The following is a 14,537-nucleotide window of genomic DNA, read 5'->3' as shown; positions in this document are numbered from 1 at the left end:
GAGCACTGCGGTGAAGGCACTCATCTGTGGGAGCAAGGCTTGCCCGCGATGACATTTTCACAATCGCCATCGCGGGCAAGCCTTGCTCCCACAATAGGTCTTGTCCAAGGAAGCTTCAGGGCTCCAACTGGCAGCCCTGCCGCTCTCCCATCCACCGCGCACTGTGGCTACGCCCCAGCCCGGTGACCGTGATGCGCCTGGCTTCGACACTTTCGAGAAAATCGCTGACCGGCACCGACTGCTTCACGTAGCCACGGCAGTACTCGGCCGGTTGCTGCATGACATAGCGGCACGAGCAATATTCCTTGGCGGTATAGGCGCTGATGATGTCGGGAAAGGCCCCTAATGCCACGCGCTCAAGCCAGACCCAACCCAGCAAAGCGATGAGCAATCCCAACAACAGCGTCAACAACGGTCTGCGCCTCATGGCTGCACCGTCCCGGCAAACACCGCCAGGGCGCGCTTGAGCAGTTCGTTGTGCTGGTAACTGCCGTCGCGGTCATCGCCGTAACGCACGATCACCAGCCTGGCACTGGGGATGACGTACAACGCCTGGCCCCAATGCCCCAGCGCGGCGAAGGTATCCGGCGGCGCATCGGGCCAGGGATGGATCGCCGGATCGGCGGCGCGGTTGAGCCACCAGTGCCCGCCTGGCACGGCTTCGTCCTGACCCGCCTGGAACCCGGCGAAGGGCTCGCGGGTGAACGCCACCCACTCCTGCGGGATCAGTTGCCGATCCCTCCAACGACCGTCACGCTGCATCAGCAATCCCACCCGTGCCAGGTCCCGCGCCGTGAGGTAGGCATAGGACGAGCCAACAAACGTGCCGCTGGCATCGGTTTCCCATGTGGCGTGCCCGATGCCCAAGGGGTCGAACAAGGCGGTCCAGGGATAATCGGCATAGCGCGCCGGGCCGACGATGTTTTTCAACGCCACTGCCAACAGGTTGCTGTCGCCGCTGGAATAACGGAACGCTTGTCCCGCAGGGCTGTAGCTGGGGTGCTGCGCCGTAAACGCCGCCATGTCGCGACGTCCCCGGGTATACAGCATCGCCACCACCGAAGAGTTGAGCGGCGCGTATTCGTAGTCTTCCTGCCAATCCAGGCCAGACGCCCAGTGGAAAAGATCGGCCAGGGTCATGTCCGGGTGCTTGCTCAGCGCCGGGTAGTACCGGGCGACCGGGTCCCGTAAGGCAAACAACCGGTCACCGTAGGCCACGCCAAACAATGTCGCCAACAAGCTCTTGCTGATGGACCAGGTCAGATGGGGAGTCTCGGCGGTGGTCGGCCCGCCATAACGCTCATAGACCAGTCGACCGTCCTGGATCACCACCAGCGCGTCGGTACGGATGCCTTGGCGGGTGCTGTCATCACGAGGAGGGAAAGCGTACCGCTCCAACGCCTCGATGGCCGGCCCACTCGGGGTCAGCGCGCTTGGCCAGTGCTCGCCGGGCCAGTCTTCGGCCCGGGCATGCAGGTTGAGCAACAGCAGTGGGATCAGCAACCAGCCTTTGGACATGCTTGGAACTCGCAGGATTTAACCTGCCGAGTGTAATCAGCCTGGATGACAGTTTGGTTGTTTACAGAGTGTGCCAGGACATGAGGCCTTTCCTGGGCGCTGTCATATAAGCATCACCAAAGCTTCATGGCGATGACACCGGGGCTACATAGCCTGACTTTGCACAACATGGCTGCATAAAAAGTCGATTGGCTGCAACCCAAGACAGCCCGCACGGAGATTCGCTATGACCCAGATCGCCCGCATCAGCGACACCGGCAATGAACGCCGCCTGCAAGCCGAACGCCTGGTCGGCGCCCAGGCCTTGCAAGAAGCCCAGGCCCTGCGTTTCAACGTCTTCAGCGGCGAGTTCAACGCCAAGCTCAAGGGCGCGGAAAGAGGTCTGGACATGGATGATTATGATGCCCACTGCGCCCACATCGGCGTACGCGACCTGAACACCGGCCGTCTCGTGGCGACCACCCGCCTGCTCGACCACCAGGCCGCCAGCAGCCTGGGCCGGTTCTACAGTGAAGAAGAATTCAGCCTCCACGGCCTGATGCACCTCCAGGGACCGATCCTGGAAATCGGCCGTACCTGCGTCGATCCGGCGTATCGCAACGGCGGCACCATCGCGGTGTTGTGGGGCGAGTTGGCCGAGGTCCTCAACGAGGGCGGCTACAGCTACCTGATGGGCTGCGCGAGCATTTCGATGCAGGACGGCGGCACCCAGGCCCAAGCGATCATGCAGCGCCTGCGTGAACGCTACCTGTGCACCGAGCACTTGCAAGCCGTGCCGAAAAAACCTCTTCCGACTCTGGACGTGCCGTCCAACGTCATCGCCGAAATGCCGCCGCTGCTCAAGGCCTACATGCGCCTGGGCGCTAAGATCTGCGGTGAACCGTGCTGGGACGAAGATTTCCAGGTGGCCGATGTGTTCATCCTGCTCAAGCGCGACGAACTCTGCCCGCGCTACGCCCGGCACTTCAAGGCAGCCGTGTGATGAGCCGGTTGCGGGTGTACGCGCGTATCGCGCGAGTGCTGCTGGTGGTGGCGCTGGGCCTGGGCATGGCCTGTGTGTTCGGTTTGTTCGAACGCTTGGGAATCGCCAACTCGACGGTGCGCCGTCAGCGTTGGTCACGATTCTTCATGGCACGACTGAGCAATGCCCTGCCCTTTCGCGTGACTGTCCATGGGCAACTGCCGCAACGGCCGATGCTGTGGGTCAGCAACCACGTGTCCTGGACCGACATTCCGCTGTTGGGCATGCTGGCGCCGCTGTCATTCCTGTCCAAGGTCGAAGTGCGCACCTGGCCGGTAGCCGGTTGGCTGGCAGCCAAGGCCGGCAGCCTGTTCATCCGGCGCGGCTCGGGTGACAGCCAGTTGATCCGCAAGCAGATGAGCCGTCATCTGGAACAGGCTCATCCGTTGTTGATGTTCCCCGAAGGCACCACCACCGATGGCCGTTCGTTGCGCACCTTCCACGGGCGCTTGCTGTCGGCGGCCATCGATGCCGATGTGGCGTTGCAACCAGTGGCGATCCGTTACCTGCGCCAGGGCGAACATGATTCACTGGCACCGTTCATTGGCGATGATGATCTGCTCTCGCACCTGATGCGGCTGTTTAGCCATGACCGGAGCGAGGTGCATATCCACCTGCTGCAACCCATCGCCTGCCATGGTCAGGAACGCGCAGCCCTGGCGTTCCAGGCGCAACAGGCCGTGCACCAGGCGTTGTTCGGCATCAGTGCCGAGCAGCAGCCGATTCCAATGCGACCTGCCATCGCGGCTTGATCCACCGCGTGTGGGAGCGGGGTTGCTCGCTCCCACATTCGATCAGTTCTGCTGGAGTGAAGGGGCCAGGACAAAATCCTGCAATTGCGGATAGAACAGCCGGAAGTCCTCGCTCAACGGCTCATAGAGCCGGATCAATTCCTCCATCGCCCCGGCCAGTTCCTCGGGGCGCGACAGGCGCCGGGAAATGCCGCGCAGCACCTGGGCAAGTACCTCGAACTCCCGGTAAGACCCCAACCAGTCATCCGCCGCCATGTGCGGCGCGATCCGTGCCAGTCGCCCCGGCAGTTGCGGTTCGGTGCTGAGCACTTGGTACACCCTGGCAGTGAAGTCCACCAACGGCCCTTCGCCGTACACCGCCCAGTCCCGGGCCAGACAGTGGTCGAAAAACACGTCGAGCACGATGCCGGCATAGCGCCTGCGCACCGTGGAAAAACGCGACAGGGCGATGTCCACCAACGGATGACTGTCGGTGTACGTGTCGATGCGGCGATGCAGGGCAATCGCCGCTTCGATCTGCGGGTCGTACAGCCCTTGTAGCGGCCCCTTGACGAAGTCGCCATAGAGGCTACCGAGCAGTTGTTCCCGGCCAGGGCCGCCGAGGTGCAGGTGCGCGAGATAGTTCATGAGCCGCAGCTTAGCATTGCTGCACCCATATCGTTATAACCCGATATAGCGATTTGTTCGGGCCTCAGATCAAATCCATATTGGTATATCGCGAAATAACGATTTAAGGTTCGCTCCATCGCGATATAGCGTTTTACTCACCCTGAGCTGCCACCCATGACCCTCGACCTCGACGAAATAATAAAAGCCCTGGCACACCCAGTACGGCGAGACATCCTCAACTGGCTCAAAGACCCCAAGGTCCAGTTCCCGGAACAGTTGCACAACCATGAATTCGGCATTTGCGCCGGGCAGATCGACCAGCGTTGCGGCTTGTCGCAATCCACGGTCTCCGCGCACTTGGCGGTGTTGCAACGGGCGGGGCTGATCAGCAGCCAGAAGGTCGGTCAATGGCACTTCTTCAAACGCAACGAAGAAGTGATCCAGCAGTTCCTCAAGCAAATGAGCCAAGAGCTCTGACCTGACAAGGACCCGCCATGCCCCTCTCACTTCTCATCCTGGCCCTGAGCGCCTTCGCCATCGGCACCACCGAGTTCGTCATCATGGGCCTGTTGCCCGACGTGGCGGCCGACCTGGGTGTCTCGATCCCCGGTGCCGGTTGGCTGGTGACCGGCTACGCCCTGGGCGTGGCCATCGGTGCGCCGTTCATGGCGCTGGCCACCGCACGACTGCCGCGCAAGGCCGCGCTGGTGGTGCTGATGGGGATCTTCATCATCGGCAACCTGCTCTGCGCCATCGCCAGCGACTACAACGTGCTGATGTTCGCCCGGGTCGTCACCGCCCTGTGCCACGGTGCCTTCTTCGGCATCGGCTCGGTGGTGGCCGCCGGCCTGGTGGCGCCCAACAAGCGCGCCTCGGCCGTGGCCCTGATGTTCACCGGCCTGACACTGGCCAACGTGCTCGGCGTACCGCTGGGCACGGCACTGGGCCAGGAAGCCGGCTGGCGTTCGACCTTCTGGGCGGTGACCGTGATTGGCGTGGTGGCGCTGATCGGCCTGATGCGCTTCCTGCCGGCCAAGCGCGATGAAGAGAAGCTAGACATGCGCTCGGAGCTGGTGGCGCTCAAAGGCGCCGGGCTGTGGCTGTCCCTGAGCATGACCGCGCTGTTCTCCGCCTCGGTATTCGCCCTGTTCACCTATGTCGCCCCGCTGCTGGGCGAAGTCACCGGTGTGTCGCCCCGTGGCGTGACCTGGAGCCTGGTGCTGATCGGCCTCGGCCTGACCCTGGGCAACATCATCGGCGGCAAGCTGGCGGACAAGAGCCTGGCGAACACGCTGATAGGCGTCTTCATCACCATGGCCGTGGTGTCCACTGTCCTTAGCTGGACCAGCGTGGCGCTGATCCCCAGCGAAATCACCTTGTTCCTCTGGGCCACCGCCTGCTTCGCCGCCGTGCCGGCCTTGCAAGTCAACGTGGTGACCTTCGGCAAGGACGCACCCAACCTGGTTTCCACCCTGAACATCGGCGCTTTCAACATCGGTAACGCCCTGGGCGCCTGGGTCGGTGGCAGCGTCATCGACCAAGGCCTGGGCCTGACTTCCGTGCCCCTGGCCGCCGGCGCGCTGGCCGTGCTGGCGCTGTTGGTCACCCTGATCACTTTCCGTCAGGGCGGCGATGCCGACCTGGCACCGGCAACACATTGATTTTCCAACCCTTCCATTTTCGAGGCTGTAGTTCATGACGACTATTTTCGACCCCATCAAACTCGGCGACGTCGAGCTGAAGAACCGCATCATCATGGCCCCGCTCACCCGTTGCCGCGCCGACGCCGGCCGCGTGCCCAACGCCTTGATGGCCGAGTATTACGTGCAGCGGGCCTCCGCCGGCCTGATCCTCAGCGAAGCAACGTCCGTCACGCCGATGGGCGTGGGCTATCCGGACACCCCCGGCATCTGGTCCAACGATCAGGTGCGCGGCTGGGCCAACGTCACCAAGGCAATCCACGGCGCCGGCGGCAAGATCTTCCTGCAACTGTGGCACGTGGGCCGGATTTCCCACCCCTCGTACCTGAACGGCGAAACCCCGGTGGCCCCCAGCGCCATCCAGCCCAAGGGCCACGTGAGCCTGGTGCGTCCGTTGGCCGACTACCCGACGCCGCGGGCACTGGAAACCGCTGAAATCGCCGACATCGTCGAGGCCTATCGCGTTGGCGCCGAAAACGCCAAGGCCGCCGGTTTCGACGGCGTGGAAATCCACGGCGCCAACGGCTACCTGCTCGACCAGTTCCTGCAAAGCAGCACCAACCAGCGCACCGACAACTACGGCGGCAGCGTGGAAAACCGCGCGCGCCTGTTGCTGGAAGTGACCGACGCGGTCATTGAGGTCTGGGGCGCCGGCCGGGTTGGCATGCACCTGGCGCCACGTGCCGACTCCCATGACATGGGCGATGAGAACCGCCTGGAGACCTTCAGCTACGTGGCCCGTGAATTGGGCAAGCGCGGTATCGCATTCATCTGCTCCCGAGAGAAAGAAGGCGACGACAGCATTGGCCCACAACTCAAGCAAGCCTTCGGCGGCCCGTACATCGCCAATGAACGCTTCACCAAGGACAGCGCCAATGCCTGGCTCGCCGAGGGCAAGGCTGACGCCGTCGCCTTCGGTGTTCCGTTCATTGCCAACCCGGACCTGCCGGCACGCTTGAAAGCCGATGCACCACTGAACGAGGCACGTCCGGAAACCTTCTATGGCAAAGGACCCGTGGGCTACATCGATTATCCCGCTCTCTAAATAACCAACGAAACAGATCAAAGCCCTGCCTCGAAAGAGCCAGGGCTTTTTTATTCAGATAAATATCCCGTCAAGCATTCAAGCTTTCTAAAACCCATTCAAGACTTCATATTGATTTCGCCAACAAGACCGATTGGTTTTGTCAGCACACCCTTTTACAACTCATCATATTGAGACGGAACTCGACATGAACATTTCTGAAATCTCCTCCCGGGCCAACAATTCCCAGCTCGATGAATTAACTTCCCATTTCAACTACGCCCCTCCGGAAGTCCTGCGCCAATATGTAAGATCGCTCGACCTTGATAATGAAATGGATGTGCTCAGGGCATTGACGAAACAGGCAAAACAGAAAGATGAAGTGGATAACAAGGTTCTGGCCTGGGAACGGGAGAACGTTCGCCCAAGCCATACACGCCTGATTATGAAGATCAACAATCACACGCATCATGGCTTTGCCACCGGTGAAAACAATCTCAGCCTGACGGAAAGCGAGCAGCGTTTCATCGATATTCGTCCGTGGGATTTCGTGACGTTTAAATTCGACTTTCTCTATACCCGAAAACTGGGCAGCCGCAGCAAGGATATCTACAAACACTTTATTTGGTTCGGCGATCAAAACCTGGCGTTTCGTTTTGACTTTGGCTTGCGGGTCAATACCACGTTCGGTTTCATTTCATCGACACTGACACCTATCCGCACAAACAAAGTCACCGCCGTTGGCTCACCACCCATCCACTGTTTGAATCGCATCACTCACACACAACATGAAGAACCCTACGGTTTCACCGTGGAACTCACACTGAGTTGATAATTCAGCCCCACCAGGTCGATCTGGTAGGGTCTCTTCCGGCGATTCGGTGCACCTCGTCGACAGGTTTCGTCATGGACATTGGTCTGCGCGAAACAAATTTCCTACAAAGTTCCTCGCCCATCGCCTATCAACCGCAGCACTGTCGGTTTATAACAGCACGCTTTCCCAGGCCCATCGACACAACCCGATGCAATTACGCATTTTGTTTCATTTGCGCAGGCTAGGGCTCAGGTGCAGCATGTCCAGTCCGATCGCCACCCAGCGCTCAGCCTCACCCGCCAGGGCGAAACTGTCGGGGGCCAGCAACCATTGGTACAAAATGCCGTCGATGTAGGCATGAAGAGCGATCGCCGCCCTTTCGGGGTCCAGGTCTTGCGGCAACTGGCCGCGGTTCACCGCATTGCGCAACGACAGGGCGATACGCACATTGCAGTCGAGGCTGACCTCGCGCCGCTGCTGGCGCAGATCGCACATTTCATCGGTGAACTCGCACTTATGGAACAGGATCTCATTGATGCGCCGGGTCTTCGGGTCCAGGGCCACTTGCTGGAACAGTCGGACCAACAGCTTGCGAATGCAGCCGAGCGGGTCAAGTTCTGCTTCGCTCTCGCTGGCGCGGGCCAGTTCATCGAGCGGCTCATGCAACGTATCGAGCATGGCCTGGAGCAAGTCCGCCTTGTTGCTGAAATGCCAATAGATGGCGCCGCGGGTCACACCGGCCAGCGTCGCGATATCCGCCAGCGTGGTGCGCGCCACGCCTCGCTCGAAAAAGGCCTGCTCGGCCGCTTCGAGTATCTGGTTGCGAGTCTCCAGGGCTTCTTCTTTGGTACGACGGACCATGGCAGTCAAACACCTCAATCAGGATGCATCGGCAGTGCATAAGGATCAGCTGAACAATACGAGGCGCCGTTTCTTGGAACGCGTCCCCGACCTCGACGGGCCTTTTGTCAGGATTTTGTAAATCCGGATAGTACGCAATCTGGCTGTTTACAAACAACCATGTACGTAAGTATATTTCTTAGCAACCTACTAATTAAATAATGCTGCCTTTTTAACCTTCCACCTTTCGAGTGCGCCTGTTGCGCCTGGACCCGAGGATTTCCATGCAATTCAAGCCAGCTGTTACCGCTCTGGTTTCCGCCATCGCCCTGGCATCGCTGCTCAGCGGATGCAAAAAGGAAGAAGCGGCCCCTGCCGCACCACCTCCTCAGGTCGGTGTCGTAACGCTCAAGACCCAACCCTTTACCCTGACCTCGGAACTGCCGGGCCGCACCAGCGCGTTCCGCGAGGCGCAAGTGCGCCCGCAGGTCAATGGCATCATCCTCAAGCGCCTGTTCAAGGAGGGCGCTGACGTCAAGGCCGGCCAACAGCTGTACCAGATCGACCCGGCCGTGTACGAAGCCACGCTCAAGAGCGCCGAGGCCAACCTGCGATCCACCAAGTCGATAGCCGATCGCTACAAGCAGTTGGTGGACGAACAGGCCGTCAGCCGCCAGGAATACGACACCGCCGTGGCCAATCGCCTGGAGTCGGAAGCCAACCTGCAGACGGCGCAGATCAACGTGCGCTACACCAAGGTCTACGCACCGATTTCCGGTCGCATCGGGCGCTCCTCGGTGACCGAGGGCGCGCTGGTGAGCAGCGGCCAGGCCGACGCCCTGGCAACCATCCAGCAACTGGACCCGATCTATGTCGACGTGACGCAAAGCTCGGTCGAGCTGCTGCAATTGCGTCGCGAACTGGAGAGTGGCCGCTTGCAGAAGGCCGGCGACAACGCCGCCAAGGTCAAGCTGACCCTGGAAGACGGCAGCCAGTACGCTCAGGACGGCACGCTGGAGTTCTCCGAAGTATCAGTCGACCAGACCACCGGCTCCGTGACCTTGCGCGCCGTGTTCCCCAACCCTGATCACACCCTGCTGCCGGGCATGTTCGTCCATGCGCAATTGCAGGCCGGGATGAACAGCGCAGCGATCCTGGCACCGCAACAAGGCGTGACCCGCGACCTGCGCGGCATGCCGACCGCCTTGGTGGTGGGCCCGGACAACAAGGCCGAGCTGCGCCAGCTCAAGGCCAGCCGTACCGTCGGCAACCAGTGGTTGATCGAGGATGGGCTCAAGGCCGGCGACCGCCTGATTACCGAGGGCTTGCAGTACGTACGGCCAGGGGTGGAAGTCAAGGCCACCGAAGCCACCAACGTCAATGCCAACAACCCGGCCCCCGCCAAGGCAGCTGACAAAGCAGCCGGCGGCAAAGGGGAGTAAACCATGTCGAAATTCTTTATCGACCGTCCGATCTTCGCCTGGGTAATCGCCCTGGTGATCATGTTGGTCGGGGCTCTATCGATCCTCAAGTTGCCGATCAACCAGTACCCGAGCATCGCTCCGCCGGCCATCGCGATCCAGGTGACCTACCCGGGTGCCTCCGCGCAAACCGTGCAGGACACCGTGGTGCAGGTCATCGAGCAGCAGCTCAACGGCATCGACAACCTGCGTTATGTGTCCTCGGAAAGTAACTCCGACGGCAGCATGACCATCACCGCAACCTTCGAGCAGGGCACCAACTCCGATACCGCGCAGGTGCAGGTCCAGAACAAGCTGAACCTGGCGACCCCGCTGCTGCCGCAAGAAGTGCAACAACAGGGTATTCGCGTGACCAAGTCGGTGCGCAACTTCCTGATGGTGATCGGCGTGGTGTCGCGCGACGGCAGCATGACCCGCGAAGACCTGTCCAACTACATCGTGTCCAACATGCAGGACCCGATTTCGCGCACTGCTGGCGTCGGGGACTTCCAGGTCTTCGGTGCCCAGTACGCGATGCGGATCTGGCTCGACCCGGCCAAGCTGAACAACTACAACCTGACCCCGGTGGACGTCAGGACCGCGGTCGCCGCGCAGAACGTCCAGGTCTCGTCGGGCCAGATCGGCGGCCTGCCCGCCCTGCCCGGCCAGCAACTGAACGCCACTATCATCGGCAAGACCCGCTTGCAGACCGCCGAGCAGTTCAAGGCCATTCTGCTCAAGGTCAATCCGGACGGTTCGCAGGTGCGCGTCGGCGACGTCGCCGATGTCAGCCTGGGCGGCGAGAGCTACAGCATCAATGCCCAGTTCAACGGCTCCCCGGCCTCCGGCATGGCGATCAGGCTGGCCACCGGTGCTAACGCCCTCGACACGGCCAAGGCATTGCGCAAGACCGTCGACGACCTCAAGCCTTTCTTCCCACAGGGTATGGAAGTGGTGTTCCCGTACGACACCACGCCCGTGGTGAGCGAATCGATCAAGGGCGTCGTCGAAACCCTGGTCGAAGCCATTGTCCTGGTGTTCCTGGTGATGTTCCTGTTCCTGCAGAACTTCCGCGCCACCATCATCACCACGATGACGGTGCCGGTGGTGTTGCTTGGCACCTTCGGGATCCTCGCGGCATTCGGTTTCAGCATCAACACCCTGACCATGTTCGGCATGGTACTGGCCATCGGCTTGCTGGTGGACGATGCCATCGTCGTGGTGGAAAACGTCGAACGGGTGATGAGCGAAGAAGGCCTGTCACCCAAGGAAGCCACCAAGAAATCCATGGGGCAGATCCAGGGCGCCCTGGTGGGTATCGCCCTGGTACTGTCGGCGGTGCTGTTGCCGATGGCGTTCTTCGGCGGCTCCACCGGCGTGATCTATAAACAGTTCTCCATCACCATTGTCTCGGCCATGGCCCTGTCGGTGATGGTGGCGCTGATCTTCACCCCGGCCCTGTGCGCCACCATGCTCAAGGCAATTCCCCAGGGTGAACACGGCGTGCCGAAACGCGGCTTCTTCGGTTGGTTCAACCGCAGCTTCGACCGTGGCGTCAGAAGCTACGAGCGCGGCGTGGGCAACATACTCCGGCACAAGGCGCCTTACCTGCTGGCCTACGTGATCATCGTGGTCGGCATGGTCTGGCTGTTCTCCCGCATCCCCACGGCGTTCCTGCCCGAAGAAGACCAGGGCGTGCTGTTTGCCCAGGTGCAGACACCGGCCGGCTCCAGCGCCGAACGCACCCAGGTGGTGGTGGACAAGATGCGTGAATTCCTGCTGCGCCCCGGCAAGGACGGCGGTGAAGGCGATGGCGTGGCCTCGGTGTTCACCGTGACCGGCTTCAACTTCGCCGGTCGCGGCCAGAGCTCCGGCATGGCGTTCATCATGCTCAAGCCGTGGGAGGAACGTAACGCGGATAACAGCGTGTTCAATATCTCCGCCCGCGCCCAACGACATTTCTTCACCTTCCGCGACGCGATGGTGTTCGCCTTCGCCCCGCCGGCGGTGATGGAACTGGGTAACGCCACCGGTTTCGACGTGTATCTGCAAGACCGCGCCGGTATCGGCCATAACAAGCTGATGGAAGCCCGCAACCAGTTCCTGGGCATGGCGGCCCAGAACAAAGTGCTGACCCAGGTGCGGCCGAACGGCTTGAACGACGAGCCGCAATACCAGTTGGAAATCGATGACGAAAAGGCCAGCGCCCTCGGCGTGACCATTTCCGACATCAACAACACCCTGTCGATTGCCCTGGGCAGTAGCTACGTGAACGACTTCATCGACCGTGGCCGGGTGAAAAAGGTCTACATACAAGGCCAGCCGGGCGCGCGCATGAGCCCCGAAGACCTGAAGAAGTGGTACGTGCGCAACAGCGCCGGGACCATGGTGCCGTTCTCCGCGTTTGCCAAGGGCGAGTGGACCTACGGCTCGCCCAAACTGGCCCGTTACAACGGCGTCGAAGCGATGGAAATCCTCGGCTCTCCGGCGCCGGGTTATTCCACCGGTGAAGCCATGGCCGAAGTCGAAGCCATTGCCAAGAAACTGCCGGCCGGCGTCGGTATTTCCTGGACGGGGCTGTCCTACGAGGAGCGCCTGTCGGGCTCCCAGGCGCCGGCGCTGTATGCGCTGTCGCTGCTGATGGTGTTCCTGTGCCTGGCGGCGCTGTATGAAAGCTGGTCGATTCCGATCGCGGTCATGCTCGTGGTACCGCTGGGGATTATCGGCGCCCTGATGGCAACCAGCCTGCGCGGGTTGTCCAACGACGTGTACTTCCAGGTGGGTCTGTTGACCACCATCGGCCTGGCGGCGAAAAACGCCATCCTGATCGTGGAATTCGCCAAGGAACTGCACGAGCAGGGACGCAGCCTGATGGACGCGGCCATCGAAGCTTGTAGGATGCGTCTGAGACCGATCATCATGACGTCCCTGGCGTTCGTGCTCGGCGTCGTGCCGCTGGCCGTTTCCACCGGCGCCGGCTCCGGCAGCCAGCACGCCATCGGTACCGGCGTGATCGGCGGCATGCTGACCGCCACCATCCTGGCAATCTTCTGGGTGCCATTGTTCTTCGTAAGCGTGTCGTCGATAGGCCGTCGTAAACACATCGACCAGGACGACAACCCCGTAACTTCCAAAGAGGCTGGGCAATGAGCAAGTCGCTACTCTCCCTGACCATCGCCGCCGTCGTGCTCAGCGGCTGCTCGCTGATTCCCGACTACCAGCGGCCCGCCGCACCGGTCGCGGCGCAGTATCCGCAAGGCCCGGCCTACGAGCCGGCCAATGCGCCCGGCCAGGCGGCCGCCGAGCAAGGCTGGAAACAATTTTTCCATGACCCGGCGTTGCAACAACTGATCCAGGTGGCCCTGGAAAACAACCGCGACCTGCGCGTCGCGGCATTGAACATCGATGCCTATGCCGCGCAATACCGCATCCAGCGGGCGGACCTGTTCCCGGCGGTCTCGGCCACCGGCGCCGCCAGCCGCCAGCGCGTACCGGCCCGGGCTTCGCAGACCGGTGAAGCAGCCATCAGCAGCTCCTACTCCGCCACCCTGGGCATCAGCGCCTATGAACTGGACCTGTTCGGTCGCGTTCGCAGCCTGAGCGAACAAGCCTTGCAAAGCTACTTCGCCACCGAAGAAGCCCGTCGCAGCACCCAGATCAGCCTGGTGGCCAACGTCGCCAATGCCTACCTGACCTGGCAGGCCGACAAGGAACTGCTCAAGCTGACCCAGGAAACCCTGGCGACCTACGAAGAGAGCCTCAAACTGACCTCGCGCAGCGCCGAAGTCGGCGTGGCCTCGGCCCTGGACCTGAGCCAGGCGCGTACCGCGGTGGAAAACGCCCGGGTACAACAAGCCCGCTACACCCGCCAGGTGGCCCAGGATGAAAACAGCCTGACCCTGCTGCTGGGCACCGGCCTGCCAGCCAACCTGCACACCCAACCGCTGAGCGATGATTTGCTCAGCGAAGTGCCGGCCGGCTTGCCGTCGGACCTGCTGCAACGGCGCCCGGACATTCTCCAGGCCGAACGCAACCTGCTGGCCGCCAACGCCAACATCGGCGCCGCGCGGGCCGCGTTCTTCCCGAGCATCAGCCTGACGGCCAACGCCGGCAGCCTGAGCCCGGACCTGTCCGGACTGTTCAAGGGCGGCTCGGGCACCTGGACCTTCGCACCGCAAATCAACCTGCCGATCTTCAACGCCGGTAGCCTGCGGGCGAGCCTGGATTACGCCAAGATCCAGAAAGACATCAACGTCGCGCAGTACGAGAAGTCGATCCAGACCGCGTTTCAGGAAGTCTCCGACGGCCTGGCCGCGCGCCAGACCTACAACGAACAGTTGCAGGCCCAGACCGACTTCGTCGCCGCCAACCAGGACTACTACCGCCTGGCCGAGCGACGCTACCGCATCGGTGTCGACAGCAACCTGACCTTCCTCGACGCCCAGCGCCAGCTGTTCAGCGCGCAACAATCGCTGATCACTGACCGCCTTGCGCAGTTGACCAGTGAGGTCAATCTGTACAAGGCGTTGGGTGGTGGTTGGAATGCCGAGACGGGCAAGAACGAGCCGGTGGCGGAGAAAGCGCCGGAGATGAAGTTGTTCTGAGCTGCCTGAACGTTGAAACACGAAGCCCACCGAAAGGTGGGCTTTTTGTTTGGGTTTCTACAGGGGTGTGTGGGAGCTTTGATCGCGATGGGGGCTGTCAGTTGATCGAGTACATATCCGAGGGTGTCAGAAATTTTGTGTTCGGGCATAACATGAGTAAGAGGTGCATGTATGCCAACCAAAAAGAAACCGCTT

General features: G+C 61.6%; 13 protein-coding genes. 9 read left to right on the top strand and 4 right to left on the bottom strand.

What is annotated here, in order from left to right; translation table 11 throughout:
• Positions 1-115: 115 nt before the first annotated feature.
• Positions 116-427 (bottom strand): amidase, encoded by a 312-nt coding sequence (locus N4Q37_RS26620; protein WP_260963169.1) that lies wholly within the window; start codon positions 425-427, stop codon positions 116-118.
• Complete coding sequence (locus N4Q37_RS26615; RefSeq protein ID WP_260963168.1) at positions 424-1,518, bottom strand: serine hydrolase domain-containing protein; 1,095 nt, start codon at positions 1,516-1,518, stop codon at positions 424-426. The genes N4Q37_RS26620 and N4Q37_RS26615 overlap by 4 nt, the downstream gene beginning before the upstream one ends.
• A 226-nt stretch (positions 1,519-1,744) precedes the next feature.
• Between N4Q37_RS26615 and olsB the strand changes: the two genes are divergently transcribed.
• Together olsB and N4Q37_RS26605 are read left to right on the top strand one after the other, a co-directional pair.
• Entirely contained in the window at positions 1,745-2,500 is a 756-nt protein-coding gene (olsB, locus tag N4Q37_RS26610; protein WP_260963167.1) for an L-ornithine N(alpha)-acyltransferase, read from the top strand.
• A complete protein-coding gene (locus N4Q37_RS26605; protein WP_260963166.1) occupies positions 2,500-3,291 on the top strand; it encodes a lysophospholipid acyltransferase family protein in 792 nt (263 codons plus the stop codon). Before olsB ends, N4Q37_RS26605 begins: the two co-directional genes overlap by 1 nt.
• Positions 3,292-3,333: 42 nt before the next feature.
• On the opposite strand, the gene N4Q37_RS26600 is transcribed toward N4Q37_RS26605, so the two are convergent.
• Positions 3,334-3,918, bottom strand: coding sequence for an acyl carrier protein phosphodiesterase (locus N4Q37_RS26600; protein WP_260963165.1), 585 nt, complete (start codon positions 3,916-3,918; stop codon positions 3,334-3,336).
• Between the two features lie 156 nt (positions 3,919-4,074).
• Here N4Q37_RS26600 and N4Q37_RS26595 point away from each other — a divergent pair, with 156 nt between their 5' ends.
• The 4 genes from N4Q37_RS26595 (at position 4,075) to N4Q37_RS26580 (ending at position 7,456) form a co-directional block, all read left to right on the top strand.
• Positions 4,075-4,377 (top strand): ArsR/SmtB family transcription factor, encoded by a 303-nt coding sequence (locus N4Q37_RS26595; RefSeq protein ID WP_135844121.1) that lies wholly within the window; start codon positions 4,075-4,077, stop codon positions 4,375-4,377.
• A gap of 17 nt (positions 4,378-4,394) precedes the next feature.
• On the top strand, positions 4,395-5,561 hold the full coding sequence (locus tag N4Q37_RS26590; RefSeq protein WP_260963164.1) for an MFS transporter: 1,167 nt from the start codon (positions 4,395-4,397) through the stop codon (positions 5,559-5,561).
• A 34-nt stretch (positions 5,562-5,595) separates the two neighbouring features.
• The gene (locus N4Q37_RS26585) at positions 5,596-6,645 is read left to right on the top strand and encodes an alkene reductase (protein WP_260963163.1); all 1,050 of its coding nucleotides are present in this window, start codon (positions 5,596-5,598) and stop codon (positions 6,643-6,645) included.
• Positions 6,646-6,832: 187 nt separating this feature from the next.
• Entirely contained in the window at positions 6,833-7,456 is a 624-nt protein-coding gene (locus N4Q37_RS26580) for a hypothetical protein (protein WP_260963162.1), read from the top strand.
• Between the two features lie 210 nt (positions 7,457-7,666).
• On the opposite strand, the gene N4Q37_RS26575 is transcribed toward N4Q37_RS26580, so the two are convergent.
• Positions 7,667-8,299 (bottom strand): TetR family transcriptional regulator, encoded by a 633-nt coding sequence (locus N4Q37_RS26575; protein ID WP_260963161.1) that lies wholly within the window; start codon positions 8,297-8,299, stop codon positions 7,667-7,669.
• A gap of 263 nt (positions 8,300-8,562) precedes the next feature.
• Between N4Q37_RS26575 and N4Q37_RS26570 the strand changes: the two genes are divergently transcribed.
• The 3 genes from N4Q37_RS26570 to adeC are packed head-to-tail and all read left to right on the top strand — an operon-like array spanning position 8,563 to position 14,342.
• Positions 8,563-9,720, top strand: coding sequence for an efflux RND transporter periplasmic adaptor subunit (locus N4Q37_RS26570; protein ID WP_260963160.1), 1,158 nt, complete (start codon positions 8,563-8,565; stop codon positions 9,718-9,720).
• 3 nt (positions 9,721-9,723) lie between these two features.
• Complete coding sequence (gene emhB / locus N4Q37_RS26565) at positions 9,724-12,888, top strand: efflux RND transporter permease subunit EmhB (protein WP_260963159.1); 3,165 nt, start codon at positions 9,724-9,726, stop codon at positions 12,886-12,888.
• The gene (adeC, locus tag N4Q37_RS26560; protein WP_260963158.1) at positions 12,885-14,342 is read left to right on the top strand and encodes an AdeC/AdeK/OprM family multidrug efflux complex outer membrane factor; all 1,458 of its coding nucleotides are present in this window, start codon (positions 12,885-12,887) and stop codon (positions 14,340-14,342) included. Before emhB ends, adeC begins: the two co-directional genes overlap by 4 nt.
• The last annotated feature ends 195 nt before the right edge of the window (positions 14,343-14,537 follow it).

Source organism: Pseudomonas citri (genome assembly GCF_025336485.1).
In the GTDB taxonomy this organism is placed as follows: domain Bacteria; phylum Pseudomonadota; class Gammaproteobacteria; order Pseudomonadales; family Pseudomonadaceae; genus Aquipseudomonas; species Aquipseudomonas citri.
This window is presented reverse-complemented; position numbering and strand designations above follow the sequence as displayed.